Genomic DNA, 23,344 nt, shown 5'->3' with positions numbered 1-23,344 from the left:
AAATGCCGAGGGAAACCTAGGTTGGGCCTCGGGCCAGACAATTCGGCCACAACCTATCGAATGTACAAAATCTTCTGACTGATTACAAGTTCACCCGCCGTGAGCTTGACGAAGTAGACGCCACTGGCGGCAGCGGGCGACCAGACCAGCCTATGCGTTCCGGAGGCGGAGCGGCCATCAACGAGCGTGGCGATCTCCTGACCGAGTGTGTTGAAGATACTTAGGCGGACGTCGGCGGCGTTTTGCAAGTCATACTCAATACTGACCGACGAGTTAAACGGATTGGGAAATGCTCTGAGCAGGAATGTCTTAGGAATGACCATCGGCGGGGCAGGCACATTCAGCGGCGCAGTCCACGGTACCCTTGTCAGGCCCACCGTCGTGTCATTGACTGCATAGCCCGCCAATAGCGCACCGTCGCCGTCAAAACTCACGAACGCGGACTGCGGCACGACGTTCCAGGCGACAGAGCCATCCGCCGCCGGCGCGCTGCCGTTCGTATCCACGCGAGCCAGCATCGTGGACTGCCCGTACTGCCAAATCGCGGCAAACCCGTAATCCGGATGCGCCGCAAAGCGCGCGGACCAATGCGGCTCGCTTGCCGCATCGTTCAGCGTGTCGAGTCCGCCATCAGACAACAGCTCCATTATCTGATCCCCACGCCACGCGATGATGCGGCCTCCCGGCGTCCGCAGCATGGCTTCAGCGAACAACGAAACATCCCATCCCATAACTTGTGTTGAACACTCCGGCGTCAGACAGGGCGACAACCACGCGGCCGCTGTTCCGCCCAGACTGCGCGTGCTCAGAATCAACAGTGTGTCACCGGTCAGAAATTGCGGAAACACGCGCATGATGTGGTCGCCCACCGAGTAATAGGAATAGTACGGCGCACTAAGATCATGTGCCCAACTGAACAGTTCGGCCGTCGGTTCAACGCCCCACATTCCGGTTGCCGATCCGGTGACAAAGAATCCGCCCTCGGGATGCCGCGCAATTCGCGCGTCCGTCAACGGTCCGAACGTAGCGAAGATGCCGCCAGCCGCGACGTCATAAATCATCTCGTCTGAGTCCATCACATTGCCGCTACCCGTAATCAGAAAGGCCTGGTAGCGCTCCGCCGCGACAGAGCAGTTAAAACAGCCGCTCAGCACGACGGCCCATTGTCCGTTCCCCAAGGACGCCGCATTCAGCAAACCGTAGCGCACCGAACTGCCGAGCGCAATCGGCACGCGCGTTCCGATCACTTCGTGCGCCACCAAATCATACGTCAGCTTATACACCGAACCGTCCGTTGACTTGACAAAAACATCCGCGATATTGTCGTCATTCGCCACCGCCAACACCTCAAGCGGCGCCGCCACGCCACTGAACGGAATCTCAAACATCTCCACGGGCTGCGCCAAGCTGACCGTGGAGAAAACGATGACCACAAGAATCCATCGCATAACACCTCTCCTCTCGGGACCCACCGAAGAAGAAAACAAGAACCTACAACTCCGCCCTCAAGCTCAGAATCAGATTCCGGCCCGGCGCGCTCACACCCGATGCGTACGGGCGATAATGCAGATCGAGAATGTTTTCCAGCGCCGCGACCAGTTCGAGATGCTCAACAAGCTTGACGTCTCCGCGTACATTCAACGTCCACCACGACGGCACGCCATCATCCGTATACGCCGTAACCTCGCCGCCGGCAATCGGCATGTCATCAAGCTGTTTCCATGCGTTATAACGCGCGAACAGCTCCGCCGCCCAGCGCTCCTGCTGCCAGATCAAACTCGTCTGCCCGAACAGCGGCGGCACGGAGCGCAGCGGCAAATCGCTCTCGGTGTCGCGGCCTTGCGCAGTGGAAAGCTGCGTGCTCGCGGTCAATCGTTCATTGATCTCGCACTTCGCCTGCACATCCAGCCCGGCAATAAACGCTTCGCCGACATTCTGCAGCGATTTGACTTTCGCCATTGCGCCGTCATAGAGTATCGAATCCGCGCCGTTGAACTGTGCGTCGCGCACCAGCACGGCGTCGCGCAGCATCGAATAGTAACCCGTAGCGCTGGCGCTGAAGCGGCCGAAGTCACGCGCCAGGCCAAGCTCACCGTTGTAAGAATACTCCGAACTCAGTTCGGGATTGGGAAAGATGACCACGCCGTTCCCTGTGTCAAAGATCTTGCCGACATCATCCACATTCGGCGCGCGAAAACCGCTCGCCAACGCGCCGCGCACCTGCCAGGCCGCCGCGTTGTAGACCGCGCCGAGGCTCGCCGTCGGCGCGCCGTTGTCGTACTTGATCTCGTCAAAGGGGAAGGCAAAAAACGACTGATCGTCAAACTTTGATGTGAGCATGTTATGCGAATAGCGCAGGCCCGCAGTCATGACAATCGCGCGGGACACTGGCGCCCGCCAACCGCAGTATGCGGCCAGTTGCGTGGTGTTGCTCCCGCCGTCGGGATAACGCGTGGATTGCGCCGCGGTTTCGCCGGTCACAATATTGTACTTCTGCGCGGAAGACTGCACATCATTCAGTACCGCTTCAGCGCCGTAGAACAGCGTGCCCGAGCCCAGCGCTCGACCTGGCGTCGGCGTTCACGGAGAATATGCTGACGTCTTCAGTGCGATCATTGCGGCTGTCGTTGTCGCGCGTACGGTCGTGGCGGCTTTCTTGGTAGTCCTGATGCGCGACCGTAAACTCGGCTTCGTCAAATAGCGCTCCGCCACCCGATGCGTGGGCGGTCAGTCGGTTTAGCAGCAACTCTTGCGGCCCGTAATACCATTCAGCGTAGCGCAGCGCACCGTTGCGATACTGTTCCAAACGGTCGTAGCGCGGAATATTCGACGAGGTCGTAAACCAGTCCGTAGGTAAGATTGAGATGCGCATTATGCCAATAGCGCACCTTGCCGAGAACATTGGCCTGCGTATACCCGGTGAAACGCTGGACCGTCGAGTGATCGTTCCGCACAATGACATCGGCGCCGTTTTCGCGCGCCACATATTCGCGCCGCCAGCCGTAATCGGGATAGGCGTCGCTGCGCACGTTTCCCGAGCGCAGATCACCAAAATCACTGTAGGTGACATTCCCGAGGAGCGCCCATTTTCGCATCCCGTATTCGATTGTCCCGCCGACCGTGCGTTCATCATTGGCTGTCGCGTAGCGCGTAAAGGCGCGTGCGTCAACCTTCGCCGTTTTCAAGAGCGAGGGCAGCGGATCAGTGGTGTTAAAGACCATCACACCGCCCATCGCGTCGCTGCCGTATTGAACCGAACCGGGCCCGAACAGAATATCGGCCGAGCCCAGCGCATTGGCGTCCACCTGTATTGAATTCTGCAAATTTCCGGCGCGATAGATCGCATTGTTCATGCGCACGCCGTCGAGCACGAGCAGCACGCCGTTCGCCGTGAAGCCGCGCAGCATCGGCGAGCCGCCGCCGTATTGACTGCGCTGCACGAACACACCGCCGCTTTCGAGCACTTCGGCAGTCGTGCGCGGCTGTTGAAACTCGATTTGCTTGGCGGTGACTTCGGCGATCGCCTGGGCGATTTGCGCGGATCATTGCCGAAGCGATGGCCTTGGATGACCACTTCGTCGGTCGTATAGCTCACGCGCTCGAGCGCGACCGTAAAATTTTCGTTGCCGATCTGATCGCGGTTCAGCAGCCGCCGCACGTAGTCGGGATGAAAAAACACCAGGGGTTGATGATCGTCGAACTTGCCGAGATCAAACGCGCCGTTCACATCCGTTTGAACGACCACAAGCTGCGCTTCGTCATACACCCATGCGCCGACAATGGGCTCGTGCGTGTCGGCGCGAACGACGGTAATGGGCTTGGTTTGCCCGTAACCAAAGGTACAGACGATTGCGAACATGCAAACAGCGGTCAACAAACGAATCATGGCGCGAATTCCCTTGCTACTTTAGGTACAGAATCTTCTGCGTGGTGTGGGCGAATGACGCCTCGAGCGTGGCAAAATATACGCCGCTGGCGGCGCTTTTCGGTGACCAATTCAACGTATGCGTTCCGGCCGTGCTGAAATCGTCTCGAAGTGTCTCGACGAGCCGCCCGTTCAGATCAAAGATATTAAGCTCCGCACCTCCGGAGCGCGGCAATTCAAACGAAATCGTCACGCTCGAGTTGAAGGGGTTGGGGTAGGCGGAAAGGGTGAACTCCTGCGGCGCTGGAGCAGATTGATCAGGTGTATCTACAAACTCGTCCCATGCCACCCACGCCGTCTTCAGCCTGCGCGGGCCTTCGCCCGTCGTCATACTCGCTCCACACACACGACTTTGCCGTCGTCGGTGATGGTGACATCCGCGTTGGCGATCAGGCTCGTGCCGCCGTTTCGTAAAGCACTCCCACCGGTTGCACTGGTTGTCCGGTCGTGTCCACACGCGCAACCAGCAGATAACCCGGATTGGCCTCGACCACTGCAAACCCAAAGTCGCGGTGGAAGAAAGACGATGTGACGTAATTTAGGCCGACCGGGCCGAGATACTCAAACTCAAACTGTGTGGAATCAGGGCGGCTCACCCGGGCAACTCTCGGATCATCTTGCGAATTGTCCTCCGAATAGAGGGCAAGGGCAAGTGAGCCAGTGATGCGCTCAAGCTCGATCATCGTGTAAATGGGATTGCTTAGGTCACCGGAATAGTCGCACCCTCCTGATTCAGCCGTTACGTAGCAGGAAATGACGCCTGTGTTGACGACGCCGGGGAACAATGTGCGAACAAAAGTGTCGTTTGAGGACCAATCAACTGCTCGTGTGGCGCGATTCCTGTCAAGCGGCGATTCCGCAACGTCCCACTTATTCAGGATTTCTCCATCAGCGGAAATCGTTGCACCAAAGATGGTGATACCGTACATGTGCGGGTCCCAATGTTCTCCCAGCCACATGACGGTGGCGTGACCACCCTCGCGTCCGCGCACCGGGGGAGCTGCGCGGACCCTTGCCGATGTAGTAGTATGAGACACTTGAGTCCAACCATACGTAATTGTCGGGACACAAGAAACCGGAAACATTGGCCCTGGCATACCGTAGCCAACCGCCTCATCCTCATACACCACACAACACCACGACGAGTCATTTCGCGCAGTGAGGTCATGCAATTCGAGCTTTGGCCAATTGTGAAGTGTGTCAACGATCCGCGCATCGCCAGCGGCGCGGCGGCTGCGAGGTTGAATCGCTGCCAAACCACCTGCGCATCCGAAATCCACACTGCATCCAACGTATCGCCGCGCACACAGGCTTCAAGGTCGCCAATCCGCGACGCCGACTCATACACCCCATACGGCCTGAGAACACGGCTGCGCCCAAGCGCAGCTCACCATAAGAAGCAAAATAACCGCAAGCATAATCTTCTCCCTCAAATTGGTAGCGGGACCCACCGCAAAGGAGAGCGTCGATCGCCGAGCAGAGAAGCTATCTGAAATGCCGCTTCAACTCATCGAGCAGATCGCGCATTGAAACGATGGCAAACGCATCAACCATCTCGCCGCATTGGCAATTGGACATGTCGCCGCACTTGTGTAGGCACGCCGACAGCATGTAGGTCGAGTCCTTCGCCAACCTCGGATGGTCCGCCCACGGCCCGCCGGTCGGGCAAGCGGTTTCTATACTGGTCACAAGCACCGTATCGCCCGCCGCGCGAATGTGATACAAGCTCGCGCACAAGACGCAGCTCGGTTGTGCCGTGTCGTTGTTGGCATAGACGGCGTACAAATGGTACACCGTGTCTTTCTGAGCAACAAACGATTTTGTCACACAGTCCGACCGCCGGGATGGACAGATTGTGTCCAGCGCGCAGGCGCCGTCGAAGACGCTCCGACAATCGGCTGCCGATACGACGGGTCGTTCCTCCGCCGGGCAGCAGCTGGACCGGCACTGGCACCGGAGCGGGCGGCGCTCCGCCGTTTTGCGTATCCTGGCACAGCAACAGAAACACGACCAACAAACCGACTGCAAACAACAGTACAAATTTCCAGCCAGCCATACCGCCTCCCCTTGGTAAATGATAAGTCGCGTTCTGCGCGGCTTCGGAGAGAAAAGGGATGGCCTTACACCATCCCTTGTCATCTTGACCGTCTGCTACGCGGTGACGCTCGTCTCAGCCAGAATCGCGTCAATCCATCCGAACAACAGCTTCATCTCGGCGACCGTCGTATCGGCCATATGCGCGATGCGGAATGTCTGCTCTTTGATGTCGCCATAACCGTTGGAAATCACGCAATGATGCTTCTTGAAAGCTGACCGTTCAAGGTTTTGAAATCAAACCCATCGGGCTTCTTGATGCACGACAGCGTTACGGATTCATAACCCTTCTCGGGGAACAGTTCAAATCCGGCCTTCTTGCACCACCTGTGCGTCAGCTTCTGCATTTCCAGATGGCGCGCTCAACGGTTGTCAAGTCCTTCGACATTGACGATGTGTTCAACCTGCGCATGCAGACCGAACAAAATCGGAATCGCCGGCGTATGCGGCGTCTGATGCTTGTCGTTGTACTTCTTTGCGTCCACGAAGTTCACATAGTAACCCGGCGCCTTAGCCGTCGCGGCCTTAGCCATCGCCTTATTGGAAATCATCGTCACGCACATCCCCGTCGGCAGGCCCCAGCACTTCTGCGTCCCGGCCAAACACACGTCGAGACCGAGCTTGTCAGTTTCAATCTTGTCACCGGCCATCGCCGACATTGCATCCACGCAGAACATCACGTCGGGATATTTCTTGAGCACTTCCGAATACTTCTCCAGCGGTGCGCGCACGCCCGTCGAAGTTTCGTTGAAGACAGCGCAGAATTGGTCATACTGTCCGGTCGCCAAAGCCGCGTCTACTGCTTCAGGCCTGACCGCCTGCCCCATCGGCACTTCCAGCTTGTCGGCGGGAATGCCGTTGAAGCCGGCAATTTGGAACCAGCGCTTGGAAAACGCGCCGTTGACCGTGACCAGCGCCTTCTTCTGACACAGATTGCGCAACGAACCTTCCATCACCCCTGTCGCCGAACAAGTGAACAGCAGGACATCCTGCTCGGTATAGAGGATCTTCTTTAATAGAGGAATGGTGGCCGAGTGGACATCCATATAGGCTTGCGTGCGGTGGCCGACCTGCGGCTTGGAAATCGCTTGCAGCAATTCAGGACGAACTTCCACCGGACCGGGAATAAATAGGCGATCGTGCATGGGGAGCTACTCCGTATTGTATGCGTACCTGATTGAAAAATCTAAGTTAACGAGAAAGACACGCTTTCTCACCACTACATAGAAAAGGTAGCAAAATCCAATCTGAGAGGCAATGAGGCACAATAGCGCATGGTCGGTGATAGTGGTCCATTCTGCGACAATTTATGTTTCGTGTGACAAGCGCACGCAATGGACCAATTCTGGCCTCGTGCGTTGTATTCCCGGTTCTTATTTCGTATTTTAACGAACCAGTACCTATCATTTTGTTTTTACATGTCAAAGAACCAGTTTACCCGCCTGATTTCGATGATGGCCTTGTTCGGCGGGGCCTATTTCCTGCCCCTGGACTCGTGGCATCTTCCGCAGGCGGTGCAGTCGTCCTTAGCGCTGACCAAATGGTACGCGCGCGAACACGTTATCCTCTGCCTGATCCCGGCGCTGTTTATTGCGGGTGCCATCAGCACGTTCATCCAGTCAGGCGAAGTGATGAAGCACCTCGGCGCGGGGGCCAACAAGCTGGTGGCCTACGGTGTGGCCTCCGTTTCGGGCAGCGTGCTGGCGGTCTGTTCATGCACCGTGCTGCCGCTTTTCGGCGGAATCTATAAGATGGGTGCAGGCATCGGCCCGGCCACGGCATTTCTCTATGCCGGTCCGGCGATCAACGTCTTGGCCATCGTCCTGACGGCCCGAGTACTCGGGTTGAGCATGGGAATTGCCCGCACGGTTGGCGCCGTGCTCTTTTCAATCATCATCGGCCTGCTCATGGCGTGGCTCTTCCGCCGTGACGAAGTCGCACGACTGGCCGCCGCGCCAATGGAGAAGCGGGCCGCTTCAAACGGTCTCAGAACGGCTGTCTGGTTTGCGACCCTCAGCTCAATTCTGGTTGCCGCCACGCTCGGCCCATCTCTGGGGATATATCCCTATAAGTGGTGGCTGACGGGCGGATTAGCAGTGTTACTGTGCGTGCAAATGGCCGGATGGATGCAGACGAGACTGCCGCATCTTTCAGCAGGAATCGTCGTGACGATTGGCGCGGCAGTCGCAATTCCCGACTACCCGCAGGCAGTTTTTCTGCTGGCCATTGCCGCGCTCTCGCTGATTCTGTATCTTTCGGGCGGGAGAAGCCGCGAGTGGCTAGAAGCCACCTGGGATTTCTCCAAGCAGATCGTACCACTATTGCTGTTGGGTATTCTGGCTGCGGGTTTGCTGCTGGGTCAGCCCGGCTCCGACGGGTTGATTCCGTCGTCGTGGATCGCTAAACTAGTTGGCGGCAACTCACTGGTCGCCAATTTCATCTCCGCGACTATCGGCGCGTTCATGTACTTCGCGACCTTGACCGAAGTGCCGATTCTGCAAGGGCTGATGAGCGGCGGTATGGGCGCAGGCCCGGGACTAGCGCTTCTGCTGGCTGGTCCGGCGTTGTCGCTGCCGAGTATGCTGGTGATTCACTCTCTGTTAGGTTTGCGCAAAACCATGGCGTTTGTTTCTTTGGTTGTAACGTTGTCCACTCTGGCCGGGTGGCTGTATGGAAATTTTGTATAGGAGTCCGATAATTTGAAGATTCAAGTCCTGGGCACCGGCTGCCCGAAGTGTCACAAACTGGCCGAGCTAACGGAGCGTGTGGCGCGCGAAAAACAACTCGATTTCACGCTCGAGAAAGTCACGGATATCAATGCCATTCTTGCGGCGGGCGTGATGATGACGCCTGCGCTGTTGGTAGATGGCGAAATCAAAGTCTCGGGCCGTATTCCCACCGAGCCGGAATTACAAACTCTGCTGACGTCAACTGGCGGAAAGTGATCATGAAAACACTGTTTACCGTACTACTGCTTGCCCTCTTTGCGTCGCCTGTCCTTGCCGAAGAAGCCGCCGTCGCCACACCCGACAGCGCACAAACGCCGCAGATCACAAATGTGGCCTACTATTTCATGAACACCGTGCGCTGCCCGAGCTGCCAAAAGATCGAGAAATATTCGCACGAAGCCATTGAAGCGGGCTTCGCGCCCCAGCTCGCCGCTGGTCAGCTCGCGTGGATGATGAAAAACCTCGACGAAGAAGCCAATGCGCACTTCATTGACGAGTACAAGCTCTTCACCAAGTCCCTCGTGCTGGTACGCTATGAAAACGGCGCGCAGGTCAAGTGGAAGAACTGCGACAAGGTGTGGGAGTTACTGGGTGATGAAGCGGCCTTCAAGAAATACGTGACGGCGGAAGTCGCGAGCTTCCTCGGCGAATGAACGACTTTGTCATCGGCTTGGGTTCGGCGCTGTGGTTGGGGATTTTAACTTCGATTAGCCCCTGTCCGTTGGCCACCAATATCGCCGCCGTGTCCTTTGTGGCACGGCGCGCGCATGCTCCGCGGCAAGCGCTGTGGACGGGCGTGCTCTATACCGTTGGCCGCATGCTCGCCTATGTCGTCGTCGGCGCATTGGTGGTGTGGAGTGTGCTCTCGCTGTCGAAACTCTCGTTCGGCTTGCAGAAGTACATGCATCAGGCGCTCGGCCCGTTCTTAATCGTGGTGGGTATTCTACTGACCGGTTGGCTGAAGCTGCCCGTACTCAGCGGCAGTGCCGGACTCGAGCGTTTGGCCAAACGCGCCGAAGGGTGGGGTGGACTCGGCGCGTTGATGTTGGGCGCGCTCTTCGCAATCTCATTTTGCCCGGTCAGCGCGGCGCTGTTCTTCGGCAGCTTGATCCCGTTGGCCGTGCGCCACGAATCCATTGCAATCTTTCCATCAGTCTATGGCCTCGGCACGGCACTCCCCGTCTTAGCCTTCGCGGCCGTCATCGTCTTCAGTGCGCAAGCCACAGCCAGACTGTTCACGCGACTGTCGTCGTTTGAGAGGTGGGCGCGGGTGTCCACAGCTATTATCTTTATTTGTATCGGATTGTATATGACCCCGCGGCCCGGGCCCCGGGCCCCCCCCCCCCCCGCGCGGCAACCGCCGCCCGACTCGACTGGCCAAGGACCCCATTCCGATCACCTTCTCCCCGACAATCCCATAATTGCGCAATAGATTATAAGCGGATCCCGGTAATTCGCATCATGCAGCGCACAGCTGCCGGAGGTGTCCTATGTTCCGCTTGATGCTACTATTCTCCCTCCTTGCGACGACCGTCGCCCTGCCCCGCCCCCTGGACCGCGGCCCCGTCCGCAACCCGCGCCAACCCCTCGACATCGCCAACCCGCAGGATGAAAACTACGTCCTGCGCAATGGCACGCTTGCCTTCAATTTCACCAACTTCGGCTTTTTCGGCAATGATGGCCCTTCGCAGTCGTCTTCGCTGGATGACCCCTGCTCAGGTACATGGGCGCCGCAGTTCGAGTATCCCGAAGGCAGTGACGCGCAATATCTGTTTCAGGGGGGGCTGTGGGTCGGCGCGTTGATTGACTACGGTGACTCACTTGTGCCTCGTGTTTCAGTTGGTACGGACGGCTGGCAAAATCCGTCCGTTGCCGAGTTTCACGCCGGCGAAGCTCCGAACAACGGCATTGTCCTACGTTCGAACCTGCCCGACGCCACCGATTGTTTTGGCAACAGCATCTACGATCCGAACGCTCAAGCTAACATTGAAGCCGTGGCGGTCTATAGTGACACGCTAACGGATCAGTTGTTCGTAATGCCGGTTCCACTTGATGGGCAACACCGACCACTCGGCCTTGAAATCACCCAAATCGCGCGCCTCTGGACTGCTCCTGAGTTCGCGCGGTTTGTCATTTTGGACTATGAAATTGAAAATATCGGCGAACACGCGTTAGTTGATCCCGTGATCGGGTTCTACATGGATTGCGATGTTGGAGTCGCTGGTGTTAACAATGAACATATTGACGACATCACCGGCGCATTCGTAATTGACAGCGAAACGGATAGGACGATCGCATGGACGGCCGACAACGACGGAAGATCAGTTGGGGGTGGTCCCATCGTGCTGCCGCACGCATTCGGTATGGCCCCGCTCTCGATTGAACTTGGTTCAATTGCGGCAAACTACCCTGGTTCATACAACTGGTGGAATCCCAATCCAGATGTCAATCTCGACTTCGGGCCAGCCTGGCAAGATACGCCCACGTGGACTTCGTCCCGGGGAACACCGATAAGAGATAGCGAAAGCTACGACATATTGGCCGGAAACGAAATTGACTATGGCACGTACGCAATTCGAGCCACACATCCCGCACAGAATGATGACTATGAATGTCATACAGGCGGTGAGCATGAATGGCGTCAAGTCAATCTAGATGACCAGACCCAGCGGGATATAGCCGACGGCTACGACGTCAGGTTCCTGTTGGGCATAGAGAAATTCGGACGATACGACTATACCGACACTACTGGTGCATGCCACTACCGACTGGAACCGCATGAAACGTCAACTGTAACATTTGTTATGTTCATCGGGGAGTACTTTCACGACCCCGCTCATCCGCAACCGGATCCGGCCAATCTCGACTCAACGCTTTTCCACTACGAAGGGCTGCGATGGACATACGCTCTCTCTCGGGTAGTTTATGATTCGGACTACACCTTCCAACCGCCCTCACATCCGCAGAACATGCAGGTCGTGCAAGCACAAAGCGGCCAAATTCCGCTCGAATGGGATTCGCCTGCGCACGGCGAGATTGCCGGTTACCGCGTCTATGGCCGTCCCGATAGCGGACAAGGTGAGCGCGTCGAGTTGACGACGGGAACGATTGTTGACGAAGAGTTTGTTGTCACCGGCCTGACCAATGGTGATGATTGGTTGATTGAGGTCGTTTCTGTGGATGCGCAGAGTTTCGAAAGCGCACCCTCCAAGCAGATCGTGCGTGTTGGCGCAATCCCCAGGACAGTATTTCCCTTAGCAGGATCAACGCCGGTGGTGTCAACTCGCTCTCGTGGATCGCGACAGATGATCCAACGTTCTCGCATTACCGCCTCGTGCGCCTCGATTCGACGGTACAAACCGAATTCGACAATCTAACAACACCGGGTTACAATGACGACAATGTCATTTCGGGCCGCCACTACTCGTACACGCTGTATCTGCACAATTCGCTCGGTATCACCAGTTTGCCGTCGAATAGCGTGACGCTCACGCCGTTTGCGCCGGCGAATTCGATTTTGGTGTATGACGAGACGAAATCGCCAACGGCAGCAGACCTATTCCGCGGTGCCGTTCACGATTCGCTTGTTCGGTTCTGGTATGATTCCTTGCTGAATGCCTCTGGCGAGACATTTGATTACGTAGATCCGCCAACAATGCTGCGCCACTGTCGTTGCAGTCCTTGGCACAATATGAAATCGTGATTTGGCACAGCGAAAATCCGCAGAACTCGCGGACCGGTGTGCAGATTACCCAACGCGAATCGGCGCTGCGCGAATACGTTTCCATTGGCGGCAAATTGATTCGCTTTGGCCGCCATTCTCTTCTTGCCGCTGGAATGGGAAGCGGCCTTCAATCGTCGCCAAGTCAACTTGCTCGGCTTGCGCCTCTGACTTTTGACTCTGTGCGTACTTCACCGCAGTTTAACCCATCCATTCCCGGCACTCAGGTGATGGTTACTGGTGCAGATTTTGGTCCCACAATGTTCCCGCCGCACTTTTCCTGGGACGAGAGCAAGCTGGCTGCGCTGGTTTTCATCGAATGGACGGGGTTCGAGTACCTGCCGGGCGTGGACCTCTTTTGGCCCCGCGGGAACACTTGGCCGTTATGCGAAGTTCGTTTGCACGAGGATGACACTACGGGATTTGTCGATGCAGTCTGTGGAGTAGTAGGTCCGGGTGAAATCATGTTTGGGTTCCCGCTCTATTTCATACCCGCGGCGCCAGCGCAGGATATCCTCGAGGCGTCAATGGAGTTACTGCGCACGCAGAATCTTGAAACCCCCGCGCCTCCGGTCTCGCTGCCAACGTCAATCAGTTTGCATCAGAACTATCCCAATCCCTTCAACGCCACGACGGTGATTGAATTCGAGCTGCCCGCGCAGATGGAAGCAGCCCTGAAGCTCTACAACATTCAGGGCCAACTCGTGCGCACGCTGTTCGACGGCGCAGTCACCGCAGGCCACCACCGCGTCATGCTGAACGGCGAACAGATCGCCAGCGGACTCTACTTCTACCGCCTCGAAGCGGGCGGCGAGAGCCAGACGAGGAAATTGCTGCTGCTGAAGTGATGCACTTGCAGGATTGGCTGAACTTTCGTTCATTAGCCGGGTGGCCCCTGCCGCCCGGCTTTTCATTTCAAGGTACCCTGCATGCTGTCTACGCTCGACTGGACCCTCATCATCGCGTACAATTTGCTAAGCCTGGTTGTGGGCTTAGTCATGACGAAGCGCGCGCACTCCTCGACCGAGGAATATTTTTTGGCGGGGCGGGCCTTGCCGTGGTGGATTGCCGGGACGACGATGGTGGCGACGTCGTTCTCGTGCGACACGCCGCTGTATGTGACCAAGCTCGTGCGCACGGCGGGGATTTACGAGAACTGGCAGTGGTGGTGCTTCGGCATCGGCTCGCTATTCGCGACGTTTTTCTTGGCGCAACTTTGGCGCCGCGCGAAGGTGTTGACCGATGTCGAACTGACAGTCTTGCGCTACGGTGATTCGCCGGTGACGCGCGGCCTGCGCACGTTTCGCGCGCTCTGGCTCGCGCTGCCGATCAACGTGATCGCGATGGGCTGGGTGATTCTGGCGATGTACAAGATCATGAATGAAGCCGTCGGCTGGGACAAACCGACGGCGATTATTCTGTTCACAGGGCTGGCCTATACTTACACGCTGCTCTCGGGGCAGTGGGGCGTCGCGCTGACCGATTTGGTGCAATATGTCATCATGCAGGGCGGCGCGATTGTCTTCGCAATCTATGCCGTGAACGAAGTCGGCGGCTTGCAGGCTTTGAAAGACGGCGTGATGAAAGTCACGACCAATCCGCAGTTGTTAGACATGGTGCCGACACCCGGTGCGGGTTCAATACTCAGCGCGGACTTCTGGACACCAGCGTTCTTGGGTTTTGCAACGTACAGTTTCGTGACGTGGTGGGCCAACGTCAATTCCGACGGCGGCGGCAAGGTGATTCAGAAGCAGAACGCCTGCAAGAACGAGCAGCACGCGCTGTTGGCGACGCTGTGGTACAGTCTCACGAATTTGGCGTTTCGCACGTGGCCGTGGGTGCTTGTGGCGCTCGCTTCGCTGATTATCTACCCGAACATCGCCGATCCCGAGCAGGCCTATCCGCGTTTAATGATGGAGCTGCTACCGTCCGGTTTGAAGGGTCTCCTGGTCGCATCGCTGATTGCGGCCTTCATGAGCACGATTTCTACGCAACTAAATTGGGGCGCGAGCTATCTGGTGACGGACTTCTACAAACCGTTGTTCGCGCGTGAGAAGACCGACCGCCACTACATTCGCATGAGCATGGTCGCGACGACGGTGGTGCTGGTTGCCGCGGGACTGGCGGCCTACTACACGCAGAGCGTGACCGAGGCCTTCAAATTTGTGATTGCCTTCGGTGCAGGCACGGGGCCGGTCTACATCTTAAGATGGTTCTGGTGGCGCGTGAATGCGTGGAGCGAAATTTCGGCCATGATTGCGTCGAGTGCGATCACGGTCTATCTGTTCAGCGCGAGCGGACTGCATTTCGGCGAACGGCTGCTCGTGATCACCTTCGGCTCGGCGGTTATCTGGTTAGGGGTCACACTCTTGACCAAACCCGCGCCGCTCGATAAGCTCGCCGAGTTCTACCGCCGCACGAAACCCTACGGCGCTTGGGGTCCCGTTAAAGAGTATGCGCGTGCGAATGGCCTGATGGTGCCCAAACCCGAATCGAGCGCACGCGCCCTGCGCGGCTTCGCCTGGGGCCTGGCACTGGTCTTCGGCCTGACCTTGGGCCTCGGCTACGTGCTCCTGCTCAACACCACGCTCGCCATCGTCTGGTCAGTCGTCATGCTCATCGGCGGCTTAGGATTATGGAAAGACGGGTTTTTAAGGACGGAATGAAAGCACATGTGCATCACCAAGTCCTACACCAAAACCTACGCCGATCCCATTCGCGGCAAACTGCGTGATGCGCTGGAAATCGGCGAACCCGACGCGGAAAATCCTGATTGGATTTGGTGCGTCGGTCCGGAGGGACGTGCGGGGTGGGTACATCAGAGTGTGAATGACAGCGCGAACGCATGTTTGAGTGCGGATTACGACGCGCGCGAACTCGACGTCGAGGCCGGCGAAGAAGTCACCGTATTGCAAACGCTGTCGTCGTGGGTCTGGTGCGTGAATGCCCAGGGCGCAGCGGGCTGGGTTCCGATTAACTGTTTAGAAGCAACTTTACCATGACCGATCTTCTCACCCCCACGCGCAAACAGGTCGCCGACTGGGCGCGGCTGTCGCAAAAAAAATATCGCCGCGAATCGGGACAATTCCTGATTGAAGGCGAAGTCTGCGTGCGCGAAGCGCTGCACGCCAAATCAGTGGATTGTTTGCTCGTGCTGAATAGCGAGGCCGAGCGCTGGGAAGCGCTGACGCGCAAGCATCCGAAACTGCTCTGCTATCGCGTCGGGCCGGAGATTTTCGACCGTGTGTCGCAAGTCGAGACCACGCAGGGCATCGCGGCCATCGGCAAACAGTTCAAACTGCACCCGCGCAAGAGCGGCCTGACGCTGTTGTGCGAGCAGGTCAGCGATCCCGGCAATTGCGGCGCACTCCTGCGCGTGGCCGATTTCTTCGGTGTGTCCGAACTCGTGCTCGGCGCAGGTTCCGCCGACGTATGGAATGAAAAAGTCGTACGCGGCTCGATGGGCTCGCTGTTTCATCAACCCGCGCGCGAGGTCGCCGATCTGGAGTCGTTCATTCACAAATGGAAGGGCGACTCGCTGGCTCTGGTCGCGCACGGGGGCACCGAACTCGCGCAAGCTACAAATTTGAAACAGCCCAAGCTGCTCGTGCTCGGCCACGAATCGCGCGGGCTGCATCCCGATCTTGAGGCGCTGTGCACACAGAAACTAACGCTGAAACCGCAAGGCGACGCGGAGAGTTTAAACCTCGTCACCGCAGCAGCGGTGTTTTGTTACGCCTTGAGTTGACACCAGTGCGACTCGACATTTTCCATACCTCGTTCCTAATCAACTGACTTCTGACTCTTGACTTCTGACTTGCTTTCCGTCTCCATCGGCCTCCTCTGGAACGAGCCCCACATCCTCGGTTCTCTTTCCGGCACCTTCACCGCGCGCTGCTTCACCGAGTGCAACCGCTGGCTCGAACGCGAGTTGAGCGCGTGCAAATTTTCGGCGATTGCGAACGACTCGCAACCCGCGCCACTGCAATGGGCCATTCGCCTAGGCGAATGCCTAACACATGAGAGCGCCGAGCGCGTCCTGAACAAAATCACCGATGCCAATTTGCTCGCGCACGGCGAAATTCTCGAAGCGGGGAAAATCTGGGAAACGTCGCACGGTGCGCTCGACAACCGCGTCTGGTGGCCGGTGATCAAACTCAACTCCCGCGACGATGCCGGCGCGGCCATGCACGCCTTACGCGCCACGCATCCTATCGGCTTGACGCTCGTGCGCCTGTCGCGTCCCGAGATGAAAACGCGCTTCGAGTTGACACTCGGTGATTTCTCCACAACCGTTGTGCGTGTGCAATTGATCCCGCACAATGAGCACGCAACCTTCACGCTCGACAGCGTTCCGATTGGCCGCGGTTTTCATTGGGAACGCCGCGAGCCGTTGACCTATCGCGGTGAACTCGAACTCTTCGCCACGCCAGACGGTGGATTGAGCGCGGCGAATCGTCTGTCGCTCGAGCAGTATGTCGAAACCGCAGTCGGCAGCGAGATGCGCCACGATCTTCCCGCTGCATTCTCACAAGCGCAAGCCGTCGCGGCGCGCTCGACGGTACTCGCCACGGCCAATCGCCATCATTACAGCGACGGCTTCGATCTTTGCCACGACGATCACTGTCAATGCTATCAGGGGATCGTGCGCGAAGCCAATGCGGTGATTGCGCCGATTCGGGCGACGAGTGGAGTCGTATTGCTTCACGAGCGTCGCGTCGCCGACGCGCGCTACGCCAAGTCCTGCGGCGGCGCGAGTGATCTGTTCGTGGAAGTGTGGGGAGAAGAAGAGCCCGGCTATTTCGCCGTGCGGCCGTGTGGCGATTTTCCTGTACCGGATCTCAGCGATGAGAAGATCGCGGAGGAGTTTCTGCATAACCCACCGCGCGCGTTCTGCAATCCTGAGCACTATCCATATCCCAAGCCATGGGATGAAGACGCGCTGTTTCGCTGGACGCGGGAGTATGATAAGATCGAACTTGGAGCCCTGCTGACGCGCAAGACAGGTCAGAGTATCGGCGCGGTCGAACATTTGACAGTGCGGCATCGCAGTCCGTCCGGGCGCATTACCATTCTTGAGTTGCGCGGCGGAGCGGGCACGATCACGCTGTATGGCGAGTTGGAAATCCGCCGCGCACTGTCGGCATCACATTTGCCGTCGTCGTATTTCTTCGCGCATGTTATGGGCGACACAATTACGCTGACGGGCGGCGGTTGGGGTCACGGCGTGGGTCTGTGTCAGCTCGGCGCGGTGGCGATGGCCAAGGAAGGATGGAGTATGGAGAGAATTCTGGCACACTACTATCCGAATACGGAATTGCTGAAACTTTGATTGACGTACCGACACTCTTCTTCATGATCGCGGCCATCATCGGCCTCGGCTTCCTCGGCGCATGGCTGTTCAAGGTCACGCGTGTGCCGGAGGCGATGCTGTTGATTGGCGCAGGCGTGGCTTTGCGCGAGTTCTTGAAAGTGGACACTTCACTTGTCTTCTCCATCGCGCCCTATTTCGGTGCCTTCGCGCTTCTGGTCATCATGTTTGAAGGCGGACTGCATCTCGATTTCGCGCATGTGATCAAACAATGGCGCAACTCTCTGGCGCTTTTGGCCCTCGCTTTCGTGCTGTCTTTCATTTTCATCGCGGCGATCTGTCTGTATGTTTTTGAATACCACTGGCTGAACGCGTTACTCCTTTCCTCCGCGCTGTCTTGCACCAGCGCAGCAATTGTCGTCCCGCTCGTGCGGCAGGTGCGAATGGCCAAACCTGTTCAGACGGTGCTCGAACTTGAGAGTTCCCTGTCAGACGTAATAGCCGTTCTAATTACCGTTACGCTGCTGAACATCTTCGCCAAGCCCTCAGACGGAGGCAATCCGGCGTTGTTGATTCTGGCATCCTTGACTGGTGCGTTGTGGATCGGGCCGTTAGCCGCGTTCGCATGGGGCTGGATCATCGGACGCCTCAGTGATCAGCCGTTAGTGTATCTGGCGACGTTCGCGGCAATGCTTGTCGTGTATGCCTCCTGCGAAGCGGTGCACAGCTCGGGTGTTTTCGGAGTGTTTCTGTTCGCGACCGTTCTATCCAACGGGCCGCGCCTGCTGCGGCGGTTTTGGCCGGGGACGAACGGCCGCGCAGAATTGCGGGAGTGGATGGGCGCGAACGTGCGCGGCTTCCATGCCGAATTGACATTTCTCGTGCGTACGTTTTTCTTCGTCTTTCTGGGAATGCTGTTTGACTATAGCGCAATCTCGGTCAAGATTTTGCTCCAAGCGGGCGCAATTTATCTGGCGCTGCTCGTTGCGCGGTGGCTCACCGTGATTTGGATAAAGATCGGCGAAAACAAGACGGAACACAGCGCCGCCGCGCGGGCGCTGTTCCTGTTCATGCCACGCGGTCTCGCCTCGGCGGTGCTCGCCACGATTCCGCTGCAATACGGTGTCAAGGTCAACGCGGAATTCATCACCGTCACGATTTGCATCGTCTTATTCACAAATTTGGCCATCACCGCGGGAGTCCGTTGGGTCGAACGCGGAACATTACCCGGAACATCCGAAGAAACTACATAATCATTCACACGCGGAATCGGCGGAGTCGGGGTTGAGAGGTGGGTCCCTCTAAGACCGATTCGCAAGCACAACAACGCCCTGGAGGGAACCATGCTTGCTTCGATTCGCACCGTACTGCTGCTCGTACTCTTTGTTCACGCCGCGCATGCGCAGACTTTTGTTCGCGTCACCGATCCGCAGAATGAAGCGGCGGTAACACCCGGCCAGACCGGCTATCGCGGCTGTGCGTGGGTGGATTATGACAATGACGGAGACGAGGACCTTTGGGTTAATCGCAATTTGCTCTATCGCAACGACGGCAACGGCGTCTTTGATAATGCGTTGATCGGCATCGCGCCGCAGAACGGCCTTGGCAGCGGCGGTTCGTGGGCGGACTACGATAACGACGGCGATCTCGACTTGTATCTTGCCAGTTCGCCGCGCTCGGCGCTCTTTCGCAACGACGGCAACGCGGTCTTCACCGAAGTAGACAGTGGCGACATCGGCGCGACAGGCCACGACTATCGCGGCTGGTCGGGCGCGTGGGGTGATTTCGACAGCGACGGGAATGTTGATTTGATCATCACACATCCGGCGGGTTTTCTCGGGAATCCGAGTCTTCCCAATTTGATGTTTCATAACGACGGCCCGCCGGACTACACGTTTACGCGTGTCACGACCGGCGACGTCGCGACGGGCCTTGACGCCTACACCGTCGGCAGCTTTGCGGACTACGACCTTGACGGCGATTTGGATTTCTTCATCGGCACCGGCGAGGTCAGCGCCGCCAGTCCTGACTACTTCTATCGCAACACTCTGCGCGAGTCGGGCGACGCGGCTCTGGTGCGTTGGACGGGCGTCGAGCTTACGGATCAGACGCGCGACGGCCAGAACATCAATTGGATTGACATCGAGAATGACGGCGATCTCGACTGTTACATTACCAATTACACGGCCGGATTCAACAATGGCCGTGCCAACGACTTGTATCGCAACGACGACGGAACCTATGTTCGTGTAACTGAGGGCACAATCGTCACGGATCGGCAGGTATCGCTCGGCAACTGCTGGGCCGATTTTGACAATGACGGCTATCTTGACTGCGTTGTGGCCAACGAGACGGGCACGAATAAGTACTACCGCAACAACGGCGACGGCACCTTTGAAAGTGTGGCGACCGTGTTCACGGTGGCGGGGAGTTTTCGCTGTCCGGCGGCGGGCGATTATGACGACGACGGCGATCTCGATCTGTTTATCACGGCCGACGGCGCCGCGCAGGGCTTTTATCGCAATGAAACGGTCAACGGGAATCACTGGCTCAAACTGCGGCTAACCGGCACGGCAGCGAATCGCGCGGCGATTGGCGCTATTGTCCGGGTGAAAGCGGCGATCAACGGCCAGGCCATGTGGCAAACCCGCGAAGTCAACACCCAGAACAGTTTCAACGGCCATAACAGTTTGATTCAGCATTTCGGCTTGAGCGCCGCCGAATTTGCCGATTCCATCGAGATTCGCTGGCCGTCGGGGCTCACAGAGTATTTCACGAATGTCGTCTCCAACATCACAATGGATGTTGTCGAGGGTGAAGCAACCGCCATTCCCGACCATGTCGTGCTCCCCGGCGAGTATGCGCTGAAGGCGTATCCAAACCCGTTTAACGGATCAACCGAATTGTCGTACTCACTTCCCGGCGGCGTGTCGGCTACGCTGCGCGTTGTCAATCTGCTTGGCCGCGAAGTTTGGCGCAGAGAACTGCGCGAGCTGTCGGGCCGAGTTGACTTTGCACCGACCGACCTCGCCAGCGGCAGCTACTTTGTAGAATTGGTGGGCGCAAACCAGACGCCCTTGCTTGCGCCGGTGCGGCTCGTCTACCTGAAATGAACAAATAGCCATGATTGATACCCACTGCCATCTTTACTACGAACAGTTTGCCGATGATCTTGATGAGGTGATGGTGCGCGCGCGTGCGGCTGGGGTGGATCGTGCCATTACGATTGCCGTGGACCGTGCGACGGGTTCGCAGTGCCTTGATCTGGTCAGTCGTTTTCCCGGTCAAGTCTATTGCGCGCTTGGGGTACATCCGAGCGAGACGGATCAGGTAACGGAAGCGGATTTGGACTGGTTGGAGGCGGCCGTCGGGGACCCGGCGGTCGTGGCTGTCGGCGAAATTGGCTTGGATATCTACCGCGGTGAGACGAATCTCGCCAGTCAGGAAAAGCTGTTCGAGCGCCTGCTGGCGTTGGCCCGGCGGGTGGACCTTCCGGTAATCATCCACCACCGTGCAGCCGGGCAGCGCACGATTGAGATGATCGAAGCAGCCGGCAATTCCAAAGGGGTATTCCACTGTTTCTCAGAGGATTACGCTTATGCTCGGCGAGTGCTTGACCAGGGCTTCCTCGTCTCGTTCACGGGCAATTTGACCTACAAGAACTCGAGTTTGCCTGCCCTGGCCCAGCAGATTCCGCTCGACCTTGTTATGCTCGAGACTGACGCACCGTTTATGGCCCCGATGCCTTACCGCGGGAAGCGTTGCGAGCCAGCCTATGTTCGGGAGATTGCTCTAAAACTCGCGGAAATACATAAAGTTAGTCCTGTCGAAGTGGCCCGCATTACGACCGCGACAGCCGAGAAACTGTTCCTCAACGACCGGCGGCTTACACTAAGCAAATAGAGGCTGGAAGAGGCACAAAGAGCACTCGTGACCCGCAAACGGTGGTTGAATGTGATATAATCACTCCGATTATGCTCCATTTTGGTCTGTTTAATTCAATACATTCATATATTAACGGCAGAAAAAAGTGGCAGGTTCAAGGCTTACCTAAACACCTCAGAAAATTACATTTCGCTTCAGAATTCTTGACATGCTGGGTGACTGGAAGTATATTTACCACAGTTATAAGGAAACGGAAAAGGCCCTGAGGGTGGACTACGCCCTTCGGAGCAGTCATTTGACCATTAGAGAGGTGATCGGATGAAGAAAATGAGACTTGTTTTGGCATTGGCGATGTTGGCCCTCGTGGGCGGCCGCAGCTTTGCGCTCGACCTGACGACGGCGACACTTGCGTTTGATGAGACTAATCAGAAAATGCACTTGCTGCTGGAAGCGAACGAGAATTTCAGCGCTGTTATTCAGTTTGTGCACCTTCCGGCCGAATGCGGCCTCCCGCTGCGCTATGAAGATGGCGAGCTGGTGTCGGGCGTCGTGGCCGAAAATGTGGATGGCCACTGGTGTGAGTTGGATTTGTATGTCGGCAACCTGCCGATTGGCGAAGCCGTCAATGTTCAGGCCAACGTGTCGCTTTACAGCGCCGACTGGTCGCAGAGCTTCGGCACGCAGAATATCGTGGACTGGAACGGTCTGCAGACCCTGAATGGTCAGACGCTTGAGTACCTGAACGACAACTGCACGCCGGTCGTGCCGCAGACGATTCCGGTGAACTCGGCATTCTGTGCCACGATCTGCCACGGTTCGTATTTGATTCCGATCGAATGTGAAGATCCGGGCTACACGCCGGGCTCGTTGGAAGTCACCGTGACCAACCGTTGCGATCCCGCGCTGGGCTCGCATTGCAACAACCCGGACTGCCCGGGTGTTGATTGGTCGCTGTTCAACTGGCAGATTCGCGTGTTCCCGAACTGCTTGCTGTTCTTGACGATGACCTATTGCGGTGAGGCCCCGGGTTGCGTTTGCATCTGGCGCTCTGACTTCATTCTGCCCGTCGAGATCAATGGCTTCAGCGCTCTTGCCGGCGACAATCAGGTTAGCCTGAATTGGTCCGCGGCCAGCGAAAGCGACCTGAAGGAATACCGCATCAGCAAGAGCCTGACGCGTGAAGGCGGCTACTTCGGTATTGGTTCTGTGGACGCGCAGAACAGCGCCGCCGGCGCCCAGTACAGCTTTGTGGACGAAGACGTGCAGAACGGCACGACCTACTACTACAAGCTGCACGTCGAAGACATGAACGGCAACATCTCCGTTTACAATATTGATGGTCAGTCGGTGGTGGCGGAAGCCACGCCGCAGGGTGGTCTGGTCGCCAGCGAGTTCTCGCTGTCGCAGAACTATCCGAACCCGTTCAACGCCCAGACGGCGTTCAGCTTCAACCTGCCGGCCGCGACGGACGTGAGCCTGAAGGTTTATGACATGCTGGGCCGTGAAGTGGCGACGGTTGTGGAAGGCGCGATGAACGCCGGTACGCACACCGTGAACTGGTCGGCGGAAGGCCTCGCGACGGGTGTCTACCTGTACACCCTGAAGGCTGGTGAAGTGAGCCAGTCCAACAAGCTGCTTTACCTCAAGTAAGCAGTCCCGACTCTGAGATCCGCCTCAGT

Annotated in this window: 25 protein-coding genes; 15 read left to right on the top strand and 10 right to left on the bottom strand. The window is 57.5% G+C overall.

Annotated features, from left to right (window positions below; translation table 11 throughout):
* Positions 1–53: 53 nt before the first annotated feature.
* From IPH10_12490 to IPH10_12445, 10 genes are all read right to left on the bottom strand, one after another.
* On the bottom strand, positions 54–1,448 hold the full coding sequence (locus IPH10_12490) for a T9SS type A sorting domain-containing protein (GenBank protein MBK6911726.1): 1,395 nt from the start codon (positions 1,446–1,448) through the stop codon (positions 54–56).
* Between the two features lie 43 nt (positions 1,449–1,491).
* Positions 1,492–2,511 (bottom strand): TonB-dependent receptor, encoded by a 1,020-nt coding sequence (locus IPH10_12485; protein ID MBK6911725.1) that lies wholly within the window; start codon positions 2,509–2,511, stop codon positions 1,492–1,494.
* Positions 2,512–2,527: 16 nt separating this feature from the next.
* Positions 2,528–2,806: a hypothetical protein gene (locus IPH10_12480; GenBank protein MBK6911724.1), complete on the bottom strand. Its 279-nt coding sequence runs from the start codon at positions 2,804–2,806 to the stop codon at positions 2,528–2,530.
* Positions 2,769–3,533: a TonB-dependent receptor plug domain-containing protein gene (locus IPH10_12475; GenBank protein MBK6911723.1), complete on the bottom strand. Its 765-nt coding sequence runs from the start codon at positions 3,531–3,533 to the stop codon at positions 2,769–2,771. The genes IPH10_12480 and IPH10_12475 overlap by 38 nt, the downstream gene beginning before the upstream one ends.
* Before the next feature lie 369 nt (positions 3,534–3,902).
* The gene (locus IPH10_12470) at positions 3,903–4,256 is read right to left on the bottom strand and encodes a T9SS type A sorting domain-containing protein (GenBank protein MBK6911722.1); all 354 of its coding nucleotides are present in this window, start codon (positions 4,254–4,256) and stop codon (positions 3,903–3,905) included.
* A 58-nt stretch (positions 4,257–4,314) separates the two neighbouring features.
* The gene (locus IPH10_12465) at positions 4,315–4,917 is read right to left on the bottom strand and encodes a hypothetical protein (protein MBK6911721.1); all 603 of its coding nucleotides are present in this window, start codon (positions 4,915–4,917) and stop codon (positions 4,315–4,317) included.
* A 493-nt stretch (positions 4,918–5,410) separates the two neighbouring features.
* Complete coding sequence (locus IPH10_12460) at positions 5,411–5,752, bottom strand: hypothetical protein (protein ID MBK6911720.1); 342 nt, start codon at positions 5,750–5,752, stop codon at positions 5,411–5,413.
* Between the two features lie 324 nt (positions 5,753–6,076).
* Complete coding sequence (locus tag IPH10_12455) at positions 6,077–6,214, bottom strand: hypothetical protein (GenBank protein MBK6911719.1); 138 nt, start codon at positions 6,212–6,214, stop codon at positions 6,077–6,079.
* The gene (locus IPH10_12450; protein ID MBK6911718.1) at positions 6,211–6,366 is read right to left on the bottom strand and encodes a hypothetical protein; all 156 of its coding nucleotides are present in this window, start codon (positions 6,364–6,366) and stop codon (positions 6,211–6,213) included. The genes IPH10_12455 and IPH10_12450 overlap by 4 nt, the downstream gene beginning before the upstream one ends.
* Before the next feature lie 15 nt (positions 6,367–6,381).
* The gene (locus IPH10_12445; protein ID MBK6911717.1) at positions 6,382–7,164 is read right to left on the bottom strand and encodes an alanine--glyoxylate aminotransferase family protein; all 783 of its coding nucleotides are present in this window, start codon (positions 7,162–7,164) and stop codon (positions 6,382–6,384) included.
* A 273-nt stretch (positions 7,165–7,437) separates the two neighbouring features.
* Here IPH10_12445 and IPH10_12440 point away from each other — a divergent pair, with 273 nt between their 5' ends.
* The 15 genes from IPH10_12440 (at position 7,438) to IPH10_12370 (ending at position 23,315) form a co-directional block, all read left to right on the top strand.
* The gene (locus tag IPH10_12440; protein MBK6911716.1) at positions 7,438–8,706 is read left to right on the top strand and encodes a permease; all 1,269 of its coding nucleotides are present in this window, start codon (positions 7,438–7,440) and stop codon (positions 8,704–8,706) included.
* Positions 8,707–8,718: 12 nt separating this feature from the next.
* Entirely contained in the window at positions 8,719–8,964 is a 246-nt protein-coding gene (locus IPH10_12435; protein ID MBK6911715.1) for a TM0996/MTH895 family glutaredoxin-like protein, read from the top strand.
* A gap of 2 nt (positions 8,965–8,966) precedes the next feature.
* The gene (locus IPH10_12430) at positions 8,967–9,401 is read left to right on the top strand and encodes a hypothetical protein (GenBank protein ID MBK6911714.1); all 435 of its coding nucleotides are present in this window, start codon (positions 8,967–8,969) and stop codon (positions 9,399–9,401) included.
* Complete coding sequence (locus IPH10_12425; protein MBK6911713.1) at positions 9,398–10,180, top strand: sulfite exporter TauE/SafE family protein; 783 nt, start codon at positions 9,398–9,400, stop codon at positions 10,178–10,180. Before IPH10_12430 ends, IPH10_12425 begins: the two co-directional genes overlap by 4 nt.
* A 58-nt stretch (positions 10,181–10,238) precedes the next feature.
* On the top strand, positions 10,239–12,125 hold the full coding sequence (locus IPH10_12420) for a fibronectin type III domain-containing protein (GenBank protein ID MBK6911712.1): 1,887 nt from the start codon (positions 10,239–10,241) through the stop codon (positions 12,123–12,125).
* Positions 12,083–12,451 carry a hypothetical protein gene (locus IPH10_12415; protein MBK6911711.1) on the top strand — a complete coding sequence of 123 codons (369 nt, stop codon included), beginning with the start codon at positions 12,083–12,085 and terminating at the stop codon, positions 12,449–12,451. Before IPH10_12420 ends, IPH10_12415 begins: the two co-directional genes overlap by 43 nt.
* Complete coding sequence (locus IPH10_12410; GenBank protein ID MBK6911710.1) at positions 12,421–13,317, top strand: T9SS type A sorting domain-containing protein; 897 nt, start codon at positions 12,421–12,423, stop codon at positions 13,315–13,317. The genes IPH10_12415 and IPH10_12410 overlap by 31 nt, the downstream gene beginning before the upstream one ends.
* An 81-nt stretch (positions 13,318–13,398) precedes the next feature.
* A complete protein-coding gene (locus IPH10_12405) occupies positions 13,399–15,135 on the top strand; it encodes a Na+:solute symporter (GenBank protein ID MBK6911709.1) in 1,737 nt (578 codons plus the stop codon).
* Positions 15,136–15,141: 6 nt separating this feature from the next.
* Entirely contained in the window at positions 15,142–15,471 is a 330-nt protein-coding gene (locus IPH10_12400; GenBank protein MBK6911708.1) for a hypothetical protein, read from the top strand.
* Positions 15,468–16,217 (top strand): RNA methyltransferase, encoded by a 750-nt coding sequence (locus IPH10_12395; protein MBK6911707.1) that lies wholly within the window; start codon positions 15,468–15,470, stop codon positions 16,215–16,217. Before IPH10_12400 ends, IPH10_12395 begins: the two co-directional genes overlap by 4 nt.
* Before the next feature lie 57 nt (positions 16,218–16,274).
* Positions 16,275–17,801: a SpoIID/LytB domain-containing protein gene (locus IPH10_12390; GenBank protein MBK6911706.1), complete on the top strand. Its 1,527-nt coding sequence runs from the start codon at positions 16,275–16,277 to the stop codon at positions 17,799–17,801.
* Complete coding sequence (locus tag IPH10_12385; protein MBK6911705.1) at positions 17,798–19,033, top strand: cation:proton antiporter; 1,236 nt, start codon at positions 17,798–17,800, stop codon at positions 19,031–19,033. The genes IPH10_12390 and IPH10_12385 overlap by 4 nt, the downstream gene beginning before the upstream one ends.
* Before the next feature lie 90 nt (positions 19,034–19,123).
* Positions 19,124–20,893, top strand: coding sequence for a VCBS repeat-containing protein (locus tag IPH10_12380; GenBank protein ID MBK6911704.1), 1,770 nt, complete (start codon positions 19,124–19,126; stop codon positions 20,891–20,893).
* A gap of 10 nt (positions 20,894–20,903) precedes the next feature.
* A complete protein-coding gene (locus IPH10_12375) occupies positions 20,904–21,683 on the top strand; it encodes a TatD family hydrolase (GenBank protein ID MBK6911703.1) in 780 nt (259 codons plus the stop codon).
* Between the two features lie 309 nt (positions 21,684–21,992).
* Positions 21,993–23,315, top strand: coding sequence for a T9SS type A sorting domain-containing protein (locus IPH10_12370; GenBank protein ID MBK6911702.1), 1,323 nt, complete (start codon positions 21,993–21,995; stop codon positions 23,313–23,315).
* Positions 23,316–23,344: the final 29 nt, after the last annotated feature.

It is taken from the genome of bacterium, assembly GCA_016702305.1.
Lineage (GTDB): Bacteria > Electryoneota > RPQS01 > RPQS01 > RPQS01 > JABWCQ01.
The sequence above is the reverse complement of the archived record's forward strand: the minus strand, read 5'-3'. Positions and strand labels throughout refer to the sequence as shown.

What these genes read in the sequence shown, in the direction of transcription:
- IPH10_12490 (MBK6911726.1), bottom strand. Translation starts at nt 1,448, where the DNA reads ATGCGATGGATTCTTGTGGTCATCGTTTTCTCCACGGTCAGCTTGGCG.
- IPH10_12470 (MBK6911722.1), bottom strand. Translation starts at nt 4,256, where the DNA reads ATGACGACGGGCGAAGGCCCGCGCAGGCTGAAGACGGCGTGGGTGGCA.
- IPH10_12450 (MBK6911718.1), bottom strand. Translation starts at nt 6,366, where the DNA reads ATGCAGAAGCTGACGCACAGGTGGTGCAAGAAGGCCGGATTTGAACTG.
- IPH10_12445 (MBK6911717.1), bottom strand. Translation starts at nt 7,164, where the DNA reads ATGCACGATCGCCTATTTATTCCCGGTCCGGTGGAAGTTCGTCCTGAA.
- IPH10_12440 (MBK6911716.1), top strand. Translation starts at nt 7,438, where the DNA reads ATGTCAAAGAACCAGTTTACCCGCCTGATTTCGATGATGGCCTTGTTC.
- IPH10_12430 (MBK6911714.1), top strand. Translation starts at nt 8,967, where the DNA reads ATGAAAACACTGTTTACCGTACTACTGCTTGCCCTCTTTGCGTCGCCT.
- IPH10_12425 (MBK6911713.1), top strand. Translation starts at nt 9,398, where the DNA reads ATGAACGACTTTGTCATCGGCTTGGGTTCGGCGCTGTGGTTGGGGATT.
- IPH10_12420 (MBK6911712.1), top strand. Translation starts at nt 10,239, where the DNA reads ATGTTCCGCTTGATGCTACTATTCTCCCTCCTTGCGACGACCGTCGCC.
- IPH10_12405 (MBK6911709.1), top strand. Translation starts at nt 13,399, where the DNA reads ATGCTGTCTACGCTCGACTGGACCCTCATCATCGCGTACAATTTGCTA.
- IPH10_12400 (MBK6911708.1), top strand. Translation starts at nt 15,142, where the DNA reads ATGTGCATCACCAAGTCCTACACCAAAACCTACGCCGATCCCATTCGC.
- IPH10_12395 (MBK6911707.1), top strand. Translation starts at nt 15,468, where the DNA reads ATGACCGATCTTCTCACCCCCACGCGCAAACAGGTCGCCGACTGGGCG.
- IPH10_12380 (MBK6911704.1), top strand. Translation starts at nt 19,124, where the DNA reads ATGCTTGCTTCGATTCGCACCGTACTGCTGCTCGTACTCTTTGTTCAC.
- IPH10_12375 (MBK6911703.1), top strand. Translation starts at nt 20,904, where the DNA reads ATGATTGATACCCACTGCCATCTTTACTACGAACAGTTTGCCGATGAT.
- IPH10_12370 (MBK6911702.1), top strand. Translation starts at nt 21,993, where the DNA reads ATGAGACTTGTTTTGGCATTGGCGATGTTGGCCCTCGTGGGCGGCCGC.